Below are 15,205 nucleotides of genomic sequence, written 5' to 3'. Positions count from 1 at the left end.
AGGCGCACGAACCGACACCCCGAAAGCCGCCGCCAAGGCAGCCCGGTTCGAAAGTGGTTGAAGTGCGACTTGTTTTCTTAGGCCCAGCCGGATGTTACCGACTCGCAAAGTCCCATGGCCGAGGCAAAAGCTGAACCCCTCCCGCAGGGCTGTCAAGCTCATCCCACCCCGGCGCGCGCCCATTTGGGCGCAGCCGACCGGGCCCCGGCAAAGACCCGCAACATTGTCTTATTATGGTATATTTCCGGTCGTTTCGGCCGGCGGACCGGTGCCGGAAAGCCCATCGAACGGCCGGCCCTCCGCCAACCATGCCAGCCGCTCGGCACGCAATGCAGAGCGACGCACCTTGCCTGCTTCGTCGCGGAGATCGCTTTCGACGACCTCATAGCTCTTCGGGCATTTATAGCCCGCAAGCCGGGCGCGGACATGCGCGTCGACCGCCTCGACCGGTACCGCTTCGGCGAGCCGGACGATGGCATGAATGCGGGCACCGAGTTCGTCGCACGGCAGTCCAAGGACGACGGCATCGCGCACCGCGGGATGTTCGATCAGCGCCGCCTCCACTTCGGCGGGATAGACATTGGCGCCGCCGCGAATGATAAGGTCGGTCCGCCGGTCAGCGAGGAAGAGATAGCCATCCTCGTCGAGAAAGCCGAGGTCGCCGAGCGACATGCGCCCGCCATCGTCGGTGCGCGGTTCGGCGCCGATATAATGGAACCGGTCGGTAGCCTCCGCGGCAAAATAAATCTCGCCGACCTCGCCGGGCGCACAGTCGCGACCCGCCTCGTCGACGATCGAAATCATATCGGATGGCACCTTCCCCACCGATCCCGGTTTGCGAAGCCACTCCTCGCCCGAAATCATCGTCGAAGGCCCCTCGGTCCCGGCATAGATTTCAAAAATCCGGTCGGCGCCCAGCCAGTCGATCCACGCCTGCTTCAGCCAGGCCGGACACGGCGCCGCCAGATGGAGCACCCGCCGCAGCGACGACAGGTCGTATCTTTCCCTGACCTCGACCGGCAGGCTCCAGATGCGGTGCATCATCGTCGGCACCATGCACACCCATTCGACTCTCTCGCGTTCGATCAGCCGCAGCGCTTCTTCCGGATCGAAGCGGCTCATGCCGACGACCTTCGTGCCCGAAAGCAGCGCCAGCGAGGTGAACAGGAACGGCGCGTTATGATAAAGCGGGCCGGGATTGAGCATCACCCCGTCCCGCGGCATGCCGACCAGTTCGCAAATCCCCGCCAGCCGTTCGCCGAAGCGCGCCTCGGCATGATCGACGATCAGCTTGGGCCGGCCCGTCGACCCGCCGCTGGTCACCGCCTTCCAGTGCGCCGCAGCGAGGTCGTCGGGCGGTTCCGCCACCGCATGTCCGGTCTCGGGCGCAATCTGCGTCACGCCGTCCGGCGCATCACTGACGCGTCCGATCAGCACGGTCGGCCGCGCCAGTTCGACCAGTTGCGCAAATTCGCGCCCCGGCAGCTTGGCGGGAAGGATGCAGGGCGTCGCCCCCGCCCGCCAGATCGCATAGCTGGCGATATGATGGTCGAGGCCGTTGGGAAGTGCGACCGCAACGAGATCGTCCGGCTTCACGCCAAGGTCGATCAGCCGCCGCGCCAGCGCGGCCGTCCGCGCCTCAAGCTCGCGCCAGCTTATGGCCCCCTCCGGATAGCGGATCGCTTCGCCATCGCCTGCCGCGCCCGCCGCTTTCGCCTTGAGGAGGCTCCCCAAACTCGGCGCCATCACAGGTCTCCCACCCAGACCGGCGGGACATGCCGCTGCCATTCGATCGCGGCTTCGAGTTGATAGGCGAGCGCGAGCAGCAACGCCTCGCCGCCCGGACGCGTCGCGAACTGGATGCCCACCGGAAGGCCGTTGTCGCTGAAGCCCATCGGCAGGCTGATCGAAGGCGTCCCGGCAAAATTGTCGATCCAGCAATAGCCCGCATAATCGATCAGCGGGTCCTTCTGGTCGCCCCATGCAATGTCGGGGCCGAAGACACCGATTCGCGGGATTTCGGTGCTGAGTGTCGGGGTCATCCAGATATCGATCTCTTCCAACCGATCGAGATAGGCGGCAACGACACCTTCCATCGCCGTCCACGCCGCCGCGAACCGCTCGTCGCTCACCGCCTCGCCGGCCGCGATCAGGGTCACCGAACGGTGTTCGAGTTCGTCGACCTTGACCTCGATCCCGATCGCTTGCGACAGCATGCCGAGACGGCGGCAGAACATCCCCTCGGTGATCGTGCCGAGCAGGTCCATCGCCGCACCGCCGGCAAAGGGAAGAGCGGCGTCGGTGACCCGGTGACCGAGCCGGCCGAGCAAGGCGACGGCCTCCCCGAAAACTCGCTGCACGCTCGCGTCGGGCAGTTCGCCGGTCCGCATCACGCGGCTATAGGCGTGGATACGCAGGCGATGATCGACCGGCGCAGTTACCAGCGGGATCGGCGGCAGGCAGGCCGGGTCGCGCGTCTGCGTCGCTTCGAGCCACGCGGCGGTATCGCGCACGGTGCGGCTGACACAGCCGTTCACAGTCAGATCGGCGATCGAACGAAACGCCTCCTCGCCGGCATTGCGGCCACGCGACGGCTTCAGCCCGACGAGCCCGCATGGCGCCGCGCCGTGGCGGATCGACCCGAGCCCGTCGCTCGCATGCGCCACCGGGACTACCCCCGCCGCAACCGCGGCCGCGCCGCCGCCCGACGAGCCGCCCGGCGTATGGTCGAGGTTCCACGGATTGCGCGTCGGTCCGAGCAGCGGCGATTCGGTGACGGCGTTGAGTCCGAGCTCGGGCATCGCCGAGCGCGCGATCGAGATAGGCCCAGCCGCAGTAATCGCGCGCGCATAGGGTGCGTCGTCGGGCGGAATGAAATCGCGCAGCGCCGCCGAGCCGAAGCTGGCCGGGACGCCCTTTTCGGGCAGCATGTCCTTGATCAGCGTCGGGATACCGGCGAGCGGCCCCGAACGCGCTCCAGCGGCCTGCTCCCGCGCCCGCTCGAAGGTCGGCCAAGCGATGAAGTTTAGCCGCGGATTGACCGCTTCGGCGCGCGCGATCGCTTGATCGACAAGCGCCGAGGGCGTGGTCTGCCCCGACGCGAGCGCGTCGCGCATGTCCATCATGTCGGGGACGGCGGAACCGGCTGAAAGCGTCGTCCTCATGGTAACTCCTTTGTGGGCTGGGGCCGGACCGCGCGCAGCGTAGCGGCATAAGGCCCGGGTGCGAATGCCATCAGTATCGCCGAGGCGACGAGCGACGGCAGGCTGACGATGGTGATCGCCTGCAACATGCCGCGCGGTCCCTCGATCAGGCCGGAGATCGCGCCGATCGCCAGCGGCGACACCGCGAGCGCCAATGCATTGACGATGCCGAGCAGCGCCAGCACGCGCGAGCGCAGGTGCGGCAGCGCCAGATTCTGCAACACGCCGGGCATCAGCGACGAGGCAGCAATGCCCAGCGCGCCTTGCACGCCCGCGATGCAATAGGCCTGAAATGGCGAACTTGTGAACGGGAGCAAGGCGGCCGGAAGCGGGGTCAGCGCAACGAAGACAGCCGCGACCCTGACGGGATCGATGTCGCTATTCGCGCGCCGCAACCGGAGCATCAGCGGCGCGAGGACCACACCGGCCAGCGTCGCCACCGTGATCGCGGTGCCCAGCCCGACGCCGACCGTCGTCGGGTCGATCCCGAACGCGCGCGGCAAAGCGAGCGGGAACCACATCACGCCCGACTGCATCGCGACCGCCATCGCGAAAATCGAACCGAAGATGCACGTCAATGTGCGCCAATGGGTCCGCGCATAGGGCACGAAATCATGGGTGTCCGCTTCCTCGCCGACAGCCGGTACCGCAGCGGCGGCGACCTTTTTGCCGAGCGGCATGGTCAGGACGAGCAGGAAGAAGACCGGACCCGGGATGGCAATCGCCAGCATCGCGAGGCGCCAGGCATCGATGCCTGCCAGCCAGTCGGGAAAGCCAGCCTGCGCGCCGCCGATCCACTGCAACATCGCGCCGCCAAGCGCCATGCCGAGCCCGGCGCCGAGCAGCGAGCCGCCATAGAAGATGAAATTCGCCGTATTGCGCCGCCGCTCGGGAAAAAGGTCGGGGATCAGCGCGAAAACAATCGGCGCGAGTCCGGCTTCGCCGACCGCGATGCCGATCGTCGCGGCGAACAGGCCCCAGAAGCCGCTTTGCAAGGCAAAGAGCGCAGTCGCGAGGGACCAGCAGGCGACCCCGAGCGCGAGAATGAGGCGGCGCCCGAAGCGGTCGGCGAGCCAGCCCATCGGATAGCTGGCGACGCTGGCGAAGACCGCCATGCCGAGCCCCTGCAGCATGCCGAGTTGCAGGTCGGTAAAACCCAGCGACGTCTGCAGCGACGGCGCGATCAGGCTGAGCATCTGGCGGACGACGAACGCGAAGAGCGTCGTCATCAGCAGGACGCCGAGACCGTACCACGCCCAATGAAGACCGCCCGACGGAATATCGCCTTCCACCGTGGCGACCGCCTCGCCCACCCTTCCGGCCCCGTTTGCACCGCTGACCATAACCACTCTCCATCGCCGGCCGGTTCGCGGCTTCAGTTCGCTCACATTAAAACAAGTTGACTTTATTGTAAATGGGGTAGATGCACCATGCCGACAGCGGGAGTCGTGCAAGCGGCCGCTTCCCGTCGGAGATGATCGATGCAATTTTCGGTTCGCGCGTCCCTCGAGCAATTCACGCTCCCGCACCCGTCGGGCGAAGGCCGGCTGACGATCAGCGTCGCGGCGCCCGCCGGACCACTGCCCGAGGCCGGGCTTCCCGTCCTCTATGTCCTCGACGGCGACCTGCTCTTCGGCATGGCGGCCGAGATCGGCCGCGCCGTGTCGAGCGTCGCGGCGTTCCCGGCCCATTATGTCGTCGGCATCGGCTATGACGCTGCCTATGCCGACGTCCTGAAATTGCGCACGGCGGACCTCGCGCCGCCGATCAGCGCCGACGCGCTCGCAAGTCTCGGCGGTCTCGGCACAGCAATCGGCGGCGCACAGGGCGGCGGCGCCGACGCCTTCCTTGCCTTCCTGACCGGCGCACTGCGCGCCGAAATCGCGGCACGCTATCCGCAAACGACGGACGGCCCGCAAATCCTGTTCGGCCATTCGCTCGGCGGCCTGTTCGCTGCGCGGGCGCTGCTGATCCGCCCCGACAGCTTCTCGGCGTTCATCGCCAGCAGCCCGTCGCTGTGGTGGAGCGACTTTGCGATCCTCGACGAGCTGCCTGCCTTCGGAGAACGGCTTGCCGCCTTGCCCCGTCAGCCGCGCGTGTTCGTCGACGTCGGCGCGCGCGAGCAGGAACTGCCGACGAGCGTGCCCGACGGCATCGGCGTGACGCTGGACGAGGCGCAGGCGCAGATTCGCGCGGCGCGGATGGTCGACGCAGCGCGCGAATTCGCCGTGGCGCTAAGCGACGCCGGCGTCACCAACCTCCGCCATGTGGCGTTCGCCGAGGACGATCATGTCTCGGCCGCACCCGCCGCCATTTTGCACGGCATGCGCTTCGCGCTCGGCCGCGACCGCTGAAACGAACATAAATCTGACGAGGGGATAAGATATGCGACATTTCACCAAGGTTCTGAACGGCACCGCGCTGGCGCTCGCTCTCGCCGCGCCCGCCATCGCGTCGGCGCAGGACGGCGACGCAGCCTTCGGCGACGAGATCGTCGTGACGGCGCAGAAGCGGACGCAGACGCTGATCGACGTGCCGCAATCGGTGTCGGTCGTTTCGGCCGCGACGCTCGAACAGCAGGGAGCGACGGGCTTCGCCGACTATCTGAAAAATGTCCCCAGCCTGCAACTCGTGCAGGGCACGCCCGGTCAGGGACGTCTGGTGCTGCGCGGCATCAACACCGGCGGCGTCGCCTCGACCGTCGCCGTCTATGTCGACGAAACGCCCTTCGGCTCGAGCACCGCGCTCGCCAACGCGTCGGAACTCGCGGGCGATTTCGACTCGTTCGACATCGCGCGGATCGAGGTGCTGCGCGGCCCGCAAGGCACGCTTTACGGCGCCAGCTCGCTCGGCGGCCTCCTGAAATTCGTCACCAACGAACCGTCGACCGCCGGGTTCGAGGGCAAGGCGCTCGCCGGGGTCGAGTTCACCGACGGCGGCGACGCGTCATACCGCGGCGCGGCGATGATCAACGTGCCGCTCGGCGAGACATTGGCGTTTCGCGCCTCGGGTTCGTACCGCAAGCAGGGCGGCTATATCGATTCGATCGGCACCGCCGGCTCGAACGTCCGCGCCAACATCAACGATTTCGAAAATTATGGCGGCCGCGCTTCGCTGCTCTGGACTCCCGACACGAACCTCACCGTCCGGCTGAGCGCGCTGTTCCAGAATCTCTATGTCGACGCGCCGGGTATCGTCGAGGCAGATCCGGCGACGCTGAAGCCGCTCTATGGCGCGCTCAGCCAATCTGAATATCTGCCGACCTTCAGCAACGTCAAATACCGCCTCTACAACGGCACGATCGAATATGATTTCGGCGGTGCGACGCTGACCTCGGCGACCAGCTATGGCGAACAGCTTCAGTCGTTCCGCGCCGACTATACCGCCAATCTCAGCGCGGTTCTCGGCGCCTATGTCTATTTCGACCAGCGCACCGAAAGCCGCAAATGGACGCAGGAGCTGCGGCTCGCATCGAATGGCGGCGATTTTATCGAATGGCTGGTCGGCGGCTATTACACCCACGAAAAGGCGCGGATCTTCCAGAATCTGAAGACTGCCGTCCCCGGCACCCCGGGCGTACTGACGCCGATCGACCTGCCCTTCGAACTCGCGGTGTTCCAGCTCGATTCGCGCTATGAGGAGGTCGCGGGCTTCGCCAATGCGACGCTGCACCTCGCGCCGTGGTTCGATATCGACCTCGGTGGCCGTTACAGCCACAACCGCCAGAGCGCCGATCAGGTCACCGACGGGGTGCTGCTCGGCGCCGGGGTCATCGAAGACGTGCGCTCGTCCGACAATGTCTTCACCTGGTCGGTCGCGCCGAAGATCAAGTTCGGCACCCAGGCGTCGCTCTATGCCCGCGTCGCCAAGGGCTATCGCCCCGGCGGTCCCAACGTCATCCCGCTCGGTTCGCCCCCCGGCACCCCGACGACGTTCGAGCCCGACACCGTCACCAGCTATGAAATCGGTTTCAAGGGCGATACCGCAGACCGCAGCGCCTCGATCGAAGCGGCGCTCTATCATATCGACTGGAGCGACATCCAGCTCGCCGCCGTCGTCAACGGCTTCGGGGTGAATGTGAACGGCGCGGGCGCCAAGGTCGACGGCGCCGAAATTGCCGCGACGCTGCGGCCGACGCGGGGCTTGACCACCTCGATCGGCTTCACCTTCACCGATGCAAGGCTCAGCGGCGATACCGATCCGCTCGCGGTCGGCGCGGTCAAGGGCGACCGCCTGCCCTTCACGCCCAAATATGCCGTCAACCTCAACGCCGACTATCAGTGGGAGCTCGCCTCCGGCGTCACCGCCTCGTTCGGCGGCTCGCTCCGCTCGCTCTCGCGCCAGAGCGGCGGCTTCGACCCCGCCTATCTCGCGACCTACGGCCACTTCCCGCGCATCAATGCCTATGAGGTGATCGACCTGCGCGCCGGGCTCGATTTCGGCCGCTATATGATCAGCGCCTATGCCAATAACCTGACGAACAGCGGCGGGATCACCTCGACGCAGGCGCTGCTCGGCGTCGCGGGACTGCCGCGCAACGCCAATGGCGCGCTCGGCACGGCCGTGGTCCGGCCGCGCACGATCGGGATCAATGCGACGGTTACATTCTGAGGCGGCTCGCTTATCAGGAAGCCAAGAGCTATCGCAGACGATCAGGGCATGACCACGACGACCGCAACCCGACCCCGCCGCAGCCAGGCCGACCGCAGCGCCGCGACGCGCGCCAAGGTATTGGCGGCGGCACGCGATGTCCTGTGCTCGCAAGGCTATTCGGGCGCGACGATGCTGGTCATCCGCGACGCGGCGGGGATGAGCCTCGGCGCGATCCAGCACCAGTTCCCGACCAAGGCCAAGCTGATGGCAGCGGTCGCCGCCGAATTCGCCGCCTATCGCACCCGCATCTATGCCGAAGCGATCCGCGCGGGCGCAACCCCGCGCCAGTCGATGGAAAATCTGATCGACGCCAACTACCGGATGGTCGGTCTTCCCGAAATGGCCGCAGTGCTGGAAATCCACCTCGCCCGCCGCAACGACGCCGACCTCGACCAGGAAGTCGGGCCGAGCGCCCGGCGCTTCGATCGCCGCGTTCGCCTGTGGGGTCATATGATCCTGCGCGCGGCGGGGATCGACAACGACGAAGCCTATCAGACGTTGCAATTGCTCAACAACGCCGTCACCCGGGGCCTGACCGTCGAATATATTCGCAACCCGGACATGGCGCTGATCGAACGATCGGTCGCCGTGTGGAAAAAGCAGATGCTCGACCTGGTTTTCGGTCCCTGACCGGATAGGCATTTCGCGCCGGCCGGGTCAACACCGACCGTTCGTCATCGTACCTCCGATTCGACATCGGCCAGCTTCCGTGGGAGGATGGCGTGCGGGCCGACCGGACAGCCGGACGCGCGCAAGTTTGAACGAACCGGCCGCCCGGACGTTCTCGGCTTCGGCCCTGTTCCTTTTGCGATGGAGACCCGATTGCGCGGCTGGATATTGTTCCATCGGGATCTCGATCCCGCCCTGCCCGAGGTTCCCGAAATCCTGCGCTTTCAGGAGACTGCCGCGGCGCGCGGTATCGATCTGCTGATCCTGAAGCCGCATAATTTCGACATCGTCGCGGCGCCCGTCGACGGCTGGTCGGTCCATTACGAGGGCCATTCGCTCGAACGGCCCGATTTCATCCTGTGCCGGACGGGCGCCGAGACCGATTATTTCACTCTCGCCGTCCTCCGCCACTTCGAACGGCGCGGCGTCCGCCTCGTCAACGGGCCCGAGGCAATCGACCTCGTCGCCGACAAATTGCACACGATGCAACGGCTGGCGCGCGCGGGGCTGCCGATCCCGGCAACGATCCTCGGCAAGTTCCCGATGGACACCGACGTCGTCGAGCAGGAGCTCGGCTTTCCGGTGATCGTCAAGACGCTGCGCGGGACGCGCGGCACCGGAGTGCTGAAGTGCGAGGACCGCCGCCAGTTCGAGGATCTCGCCGGGCTGCTCGAAAGCGCCGACGCCAAGGCCGACTTCCTGTTCCAGCATTATGTCCGCTCCAGCCACGGCCGCGACGTCCGCGTGCTGGTGATCGGCGGGCGGGTCATCGCGGCGATGGAGCGCCGCGCACCGCCGGGGCATTTCAAGTCGAACGTCTCGCTGGGCGGCGTCGGCATCGCTTTCACCCCGACCGGCGAAATGGCCGAGCTCGCGGCGCGCGCGGCCGACACGCTGGGGCTGGAAGTCGCCGGGATCGACATCTTGTTCGACGACGACGGCTACCGGATTTGCGAAGCGAATAGCGCTCCAGGCTTTCAGGGGCTCGAACGCGCGTGCGGGATCGACGTGCCCGACGCGGTGTTCGACTGGATCGCGGCAAGCCAGGAGGTGCAGGACCGGCCGCTTCGCGCGGTCACCGGCGAGGCGCTGATCGACCTTGTGTTCGGCGGCCGCCTGCGCCTGCGTGCGATCAGCGACCGGGTCGAGGAACGGCGCGGCTTCGCACGCGCCGTCGGCATTCGCCTTGTCGGCGCCGGGGTGGCCTCGCTCTTTGCTTCGCTGACCCCGTCCCGCCGTATCGAACGGCACAGCGTCGTCGCCAGCCGGCTCGAGCATCTGCGCGCCGATGCGCGCGGCGTCCCTGCCGCCGCCGATAGCGATGTCGAGCAGGAACAGGCGCTGCTGACCCTGCTCGCGGTGTCGATCTGGGCGGCGATCCTGCCCTGGCTCGCGGGCAGCGAGCCGCTGTTCGCGGGCACGCTGTCGCTCATCGCGCTCTGCTTTCCCGCTGCCTTCCTGCTCACGCGCCGCAGGCCGCGCAGCCCGCGGCGGGCGGAGACCGCACGATGATTCCATGGACCGAGCTGTCGCTGGCAGCGCTGCTTCCCTTCATCCTGATCGGTTTCGCCGCGCAGCTCATCGACAGCGCGCTCGGCATGGCGTTCGGCGTCGTCGGGACGGCGCTGCTGCTTGTGCTCGGGCTCCCGCCGGCGTCGGCCTCGGCGGCAATCCATGCCGCCGAAAGCTTCACCAGCGGCGTGTCGGGGGTCAGCCATGCATTACAGCGCAACGTCGACTGGCGGCTGTTCCGCCGCCTCGTCATCCCCGGCATCATCGGCGGCGCGATCGGCGTGTTCGTCCTCACCAGCCTTGCCAACGACATCGCGCGGCCCGTCGTGCTCACCTATCTCGGCGCGGTCGGCATCTATCTGCTCTGGCGTGGGGCGCGGCGGCCGCAAACCTATCGCGACCTCAAATTCGTCGGCAGCCTCGGCCTCGTCGGCGGCGTCTGCGACGGATCGGGCGGCGGCGGCTGGGGACCGATCGTCACCGCCAACCTGCTCGCCCAGGGCGGCGAGCCGCGGCGGATCATCGGCACCGTCAACGCGTCGGAATTTTTCATCACCGTCACCATCGCTGCGGGTTTCATCGGTACGATGGGCTGGAGCAACTTCGGCAAGGTGGCGATCGGCCTCTTGATCGGCGGCGTCCTCGGCGCCCCGGTCGGCGCCTGGCTGGTCCGCCGCCTGCGCGCCGAACTGCTCGTCACCGCTGCCGGCGCGCTGTTGCTGATCGCCAGCGCCTATGGCTTTTTCGCGCTGATGTTCGACCCGGTCCCCCGTTTTCCGGGCTTTTGACGGGCGACATAGCTCTCCACCTGTCGCCTGAAAGATTTTCTTCGTCGCAAAAACCACCGCTTCGCATTGACGAATCCAAAATCAATCGATTAAGTTGACATTGTCATTCGGGATTGGTCGAAACGGATGATGGCTCTCCTCTCGACCCGCGGCTTTTGACCGGGAAGCAGCTTGCTCCGCGTTACCAACGGCTAAAGCGCGTGATGCTCGGGCGACAGCGCCAGGCATTGCGTTCCCCCTGAAGGGGTATTGCGATGCGTATGTGTAGCACCATTATCTAGACCGTCGCCGATCCTGCGCGCGGGATAGCGGACCGACCGCATCCCCTCCGCGCAGCGGCGCTTCCTCCATCCCCGCCGCGCCTCCTCACGCGAGACGACCGCGGCCTGACGTCCGGCGCTTCCAGCGCACCGGCGCGGGGAAAAATCATGCCCTTGCTGAACCAATCCGACCTGTCGGATCTGGCTCGCTATCCCGCGTCCCTGCGCAGCGCTGCACGCGCTTTGTGGGGCGACGGACTGGCGCGCTCCCGATCCGGCGCGGCGCATGGCGCCGACTTTCACCAATCCAAAAAGGGGGCGGGATCACCGCCCGGGGACCATATTTGATGCTTACTCACTCTCCCGATCACCGTTTGAAGTTTCTGCTCGGCGCGGCTTTCCTCCTGCCCGCGGCACCCGCCTGGGCGGAGGAAACCGAAGCCGCAGCGACCTCCGAAGCTGCGGCCGCCTATGACGCCGGCGGCGACTATGCCAGCGAGATCATCGTTTCGGCGCGCCGCCGCGACGAAAGCGCGCAGGACGTCCCGATCGCGCTGTCGGTCGTCGGTTCCGACACGCTCGAAGCCACCGGCAACTACACGCTGACGCAGGTCCAGCAGATCGTGCCGAGCCTGCAGGTGTTCAGCTTCAACCCGCGCAACACCAACATCAACATTCGCGGGCTCGGCAGCAATGTCGCGCTGACCAACGACGGGCTCGAAAACGGCGTCGGTTTTTATATCGACAATGTCTATTACGGCCGCGTCGGCCAGTCGCAGTTCGACCTTGTCGACCTGCAGCAGATCGAGGTGCTGCGCGGCCCGCAGGGAACGCTGTTCGGCAAGAACACGACCTCGGGCGCGATCAACATCAGCTCGAAGAAGCCGAGCTTCGATCCCGAATTTTCGGGCGAGGCGAGCGTCGGCGACTATGGCTATTACCAGCTCCGCGGTTCGGCGTCGGGCGGGCTGATCGACGACCTGCTCGCGGTCCGCATCTCGGGCTCGGTGACCGAGCGCCGCGGCTTCCTTTACAACGATACGCAGAACGAACGCGCACAGGATTATTCGAACTGGAGCGTGCGCGGGCAGTTGCTGTTCACCCCGTCGCCCGACCTCGAAGTGCGGATCATCGGCGACTTCGCGCGGCAAAAGCAGAACCACGTCCTCAACGTCTTCGCCGACTATTTCGGCACCTATGAAAATGGCGCCGCCATTCCGAACAGTTTCGCCGAACGTGCGGCACGCTTCCCGGGCTATGCCTTTCCGACGATCGATCCCTTTGCGCGGCACGGCGAAGCCGACAGCCATTACCAGTCGAACATGGACGGCTATGGTGTCTCGGGGCAGGTCGACTGGAGTCTCGGCTCGGTCAAGCTGACCTCGATCACCGCCTATCGCTGGTGGGACTGGAACCCTGCCAACGACGGCGACTCGACCTCACTCCCCGTGATCACCAAGGCGCAGCAGGCGAACCGCCAACGCCAGTTCAGCCAGGAAATCCGCCTTGCCTCCGACAGCGGCGGCCCGATCGACTATGTCGTCGGCGCCTATTATTTCTGGCAAGTGATCAAGGGCAAGGGCGCCTCCGCCTATGGCCCGGCCGCCGCGCTGTGGAACCGGCCGGCGACCTCTCCCCTCCCGCTCGAAGCGTGGGAAGCTGCGGTCAACGGCTTCGAGGCCAATTCGACATCCGACCCGCGGACCAGAAGCTATGCGCTGTTCGGCCAGCTCGACTGGAAATTCACCGACAGCCTGACGCTGACCGCGGGCCTGCGCTACACGCACGAAAAGAAGAGCGGCTCCTTCCACCAATATCATGTCGCTGGGGTCGACCTGTCGACGCTGCCGCCCGAACTCGCCGCGCAGGCGGCGATCATCCGGGCCCAGTTCAACCCGGTCACCGACTATTCGACCAGCTTCAGCGACGACAGCATTTCGGGCCTCGCGACTTTGTCGTGGCAATTTTCGGGCGATGCGCTCGCCTATGCGACCTATTCGCGCGGTAACAAGTCGGGCGGGCTAAACCTGACCAGCCTTCCCGCGGGGATCGACCCCAATGTCGCCCCCGAAAAGGTCGACAGTTACGAGGTCGGGATCAAGACCCAGTGGCTCGATCGCGCCGTCACCTTCAACCTCGCGGGCTTCTGGACCGAGATCAGCGATTATCAGACCGCGATCACCGAACAGGTTCCGAACACCGTCAACTTCCGCCAGTATATCGCCAACATCCCCGGCGTCCGCTCGCGCGGGATCGAGGCGGACCTGTCGGGCGCGGTCGGCGAGCATTTCAGCTTCTACGCCTCCGCCGCCTATGCCGACACGACCTACAGCGATTATCCCAACGCCCCGCAGGCACCCGAGCGGCTGAACCTCGGCGGCAAGCAGGACCTGACCGGCGAACAACTCCCCGGCGTGCCGAAATTCACCTACACGCTCGGCGCCGATGCGTGGGCACCGCTGGGGGCGCTCGGCGGCCGCGATCTCGCGCTCTACGCCCACGCCGACTATTCGCACCGGTCGACCTTCAACACCTCGTCGAGCGACAGCCGATACGCCGACGTGCCAGGCTTCGGCATCGCCAACGCGCGTCTCGGCATCCGCACCGAGGACGGATTTTTCGACCTGTCGATCTGGGCGCGCAACCTGTTCGACAAGGATTATTTCCAGACGCTGTCGGCCGCGAACACCGGCATCGTCACCGCGCTGATCGGCGAACCGCGCACGATCGGTGCCACCATCAGGACGAAATTGTGATGAGCAGCGCTCCGCCTCCCACCGCGGGCCAGCTGGTCCGTTTCTCCGCCATCGCCGTCCCGGTCGCCGCCGCCGGCCTCCCCCTCGGCGTCTATCTGCCCGCCATCTATGCCCGCGACTATGCTCTGTCGCTGACGACGATCGGGATCATCTTCCTGCTCGGCCGGCTGTGGGACGCGATCGCCGATCCGGCGATGGGCGCCCTCAGCGACCGCACACGCAGCATCTATGGCCGTCGCAAGCCGTGGATTGCCGCCGGCGGCATCGTCTTCGGCCTGTCGTCGATCTTCCTCTTCTTCCCGCCCTTCGGGGTGACGCCGCTGTCGCTCGGCATCGTCCTCTTCTTTTTCTATCTCGGCTGGACCGCGGTGCAGATCCCGTTCCAGGCGTGGTCGGGCGAGGTGTCGGGCGACTATCACCAGCGCACCCGCATCGCCACCTACCAGACCGTCGTCACCTCGTCTGCGCTGCTGCTGACGCTCATTCTGCCGACGATCGCCGACCAGCTTCGCCCCGGCGACGGACGCCTGCAACTGACCTTGATGGGCGGGCTCGTGCTGCTGACCATCGTCCCGGCGCTGTTCCTCACCCTGACCGCGCTCCGCGAACCGCCGCTGCCGCCGGTTCCCGCCAGCCGCCCGCGGCTCGGCGAGACGATCCGCGCGATCACCGGCGAACCGCTGCTGCTCCGCGTCCTCGCCTCCGATTTCGCGGTGACGCTGGCGCAGAATATCCGCGCCGCGCTGATCGTCTTCTTCGTCACCTTCTACATGGGCCGCCCCGAATGGGCCGGCGGGCTGTTCCTGTTCCAGTTCGTCTTCGGCATCTTCGCCGGCCCGATCTGGCTGAAGATCGGCCGCCGCTATGGCAAGCATCGCACCGCCGTCGCCGGCGAGCTGGTCCAGGTCGCGATCAACCTGTCGCTGCTGCTCGTCACCCCCGACAGCTTTCCCTTGCTGCTCGCGCTGACGCTGGCGCAGGGCCTCGCGCAGGGATCGGGCAATCTGATGCTGCGCGCAATCGTCGCCGACGTCGCCGACAAGCACCGGCTCGACAGCGGCGAAGACCGCACCGGCCTTTATTATTCGGTGTTCAGCCTTGCCGGGAAAACCGCAACCGCGGTCGCGGTCGGCATCGCGCTGCCGCTGGTGAGCTGGCTCGGTTTCGATCCGAAGGGCGTCAACAGCCCCGAGGCATTGACCGGACTGCTGCTCGTCTTCGCACTCGGCCCCGCCATCGCCCACGCCTTTTCCGCCGCCCTTATCGCGCGCTTTCCTCTCGACGAGGCAGCGCACGCCGAAATTCGCCGGCAGCTTGAACCGGGATCGCCCGGCTATGCTTTCGCCGAATAACCCCCGCCCGTC

General features: G+C 66.5%; 10 protein-coding genes. 7 read left to right on the top strand and 3 right to left on the bottom strand.

Annotated features, from left to right (window positions below):
• Positions 1 to 231: 231 nt before the first annotated feature.
• Genes V6U71_RS07365 through V6U71_RS07355 form a run of 3 tightly spaced genes read right to left on the bottom strand, consistent with a single transcriptional unit; the run spans position 232 to position 4,546 of the window.
• A complete protein-coding gene (locus tag V6U71_RS07365; protein WP_411341636.1) occupies positions 232 to 1,746 on the bottom strand; it encodes an AMP-binding protein in 1,515 nt (504 codons plus the stop codon).
• Positions 1,746 to 3,164: an amidase family protein gene (locus V6U71_RS07360; RefSeq protein WP_411341635.1), complete on the bottom strand. Its 1,419-nt coding sequence runs from the start codon at positions 3,162 to 3,164 to the stop codon at positions 1,746 to 1,748. Before V6U71_RS07360 ends, V6U71_RS07365 begins: the two co-directional genes overlap by 1 nt.
• Positions 3,161 to 4,546 carry an MFS transporter gene (locus V6U71_RS07355; RefSeq protein WP_411341634.1) on the bottom strand — a complete coding sequence of 462 codons (1,386 nt, stop codon included), beginning with the start codon at positions 4,544 to 4,546 and terminating at the stop codon, positions 3,161 to 3,163. Before V6U71_RS07355 ends, V6U71_RS07360 begins: the two co-directional genes overlap by 4 nt.
• 138 nt (positions 4,547 to 4,684) lie before the next feature.
• On the opposite strand from V6U71_RS07355, the gene V6U71_RS07350 reads away from it, so the two are divergent.
• The 7 genes from V6U71_RS07350 to V6U71_RS07320 all read left to right on the top strand — a co-directional run bounded on the left by V6U71_RS07350 (position 4,685) and on the right by V6U71_RS07320 (position 15,193).
• On the top strand, positions 4,685 to 5,557 hold the full coding sequence (locus V6U71_RS07350) for an alpha/beta hydrolase (RefSeq protein WP_411341633.1): 873 nt from the start codon (positions 4,685 to 4,687) through the stop codon (positions 5,555 to 5,557).
• A gap of 31 nt (positions 5,558 to 5,588) precedes the next feature.
• The gene (locus V6U71_RS07345) at positions 5,589 to 7,814 is read left to right on the top strand and encodes a TonB-dependent receptor (protein WP_411341632.1); all 2,226 of its coding nucleotides are present in this window, start codon (positions 5,589 to 5,591) and stop codon (positions 7,812 to 7,814) included.
• A 48-nt stretch (positions 7,815 to 7,862) separates the two neighbouring features.
• Complete coding sequence (locus tag V6U71_RS07340) at positions 7,863 to 8,486, top strand: TetR/AcrR family transcriptional regulator (RefSeq protein ID WP_411341631.1); 624 nt, start codon at positions 7,863 to 7,865, stop codon at positions 8,484 to 8,486.
• Between the two features lie 180 nt (positions 8,487 to 8,666).
• Positions 8,667 to 10,037 (top strand): ATP-grasp domain-containing protein, encoded by a 1,371-nt coding sequence (locus V6U71_RS07335; RefSeq protein ID WP_411341630.1) that lies wholly within the window; start codon positions 8,667 to 8,669, stop codon positions 10,035 to 10,037.
• Positions 10,034 to 10,825: a sulfite exporter TauE/SafE family protein gene (locus tag V6U71_RS07330; RefSeq protein WP_411341629.1), complete on the top strand. Its 792-nt coding sequence runs from the start codon at positions 10,034 to 10,036 to the stop codon at positions 10,823 to 10,825. The genes V6U71_RS07335 and V6U71_RS07330 overlap by 4 nt, the downstream gene beginning before the upstream one ends.
• Positions 10,826 to 11,432: 607 nt before the next feature.
• Entirely contained in the window at positions 11,433 to 13,841 is a 2,409-nt protein-coding gene (locus tag V6U71_RS07325; RefSeq protein WP_411341628.1) for a TonB-dependent receptor, read from the top strand.
• Positions 13,841 to 15,193 (top strand): MFS transporter, encoded by a 1,353-nt coding sequence (locus V6U71_RS07320; protein ID WP_411341627.1) that lies wholly within the window; start codon positions 13,841 to 13,843, stop codon positions 15,191 to 15,193. Before V6U71_RS07325 ends, V6U71_RS07320 begins: the two co-directional genes overlap by 1 nt.
• Positions 15,194 to 15,205 lie beyond the last annotated feature (12 nt).

It is taken from the genome of Sphingopyxis sp. J-6, from assembly GCF_046603995.1.
Taxonomy (GTDB): Bacteria; Pseudomonadota; Alphaproteobacteria; order Sphingomonadales; family Sphingomonadaceae; genus Sphingopyxis.
The sequence above is the reverse complement of the archived record's forward strand: the minus strand, read 5'-3'. Positions and strand labels throughout refer to the sequence as shown.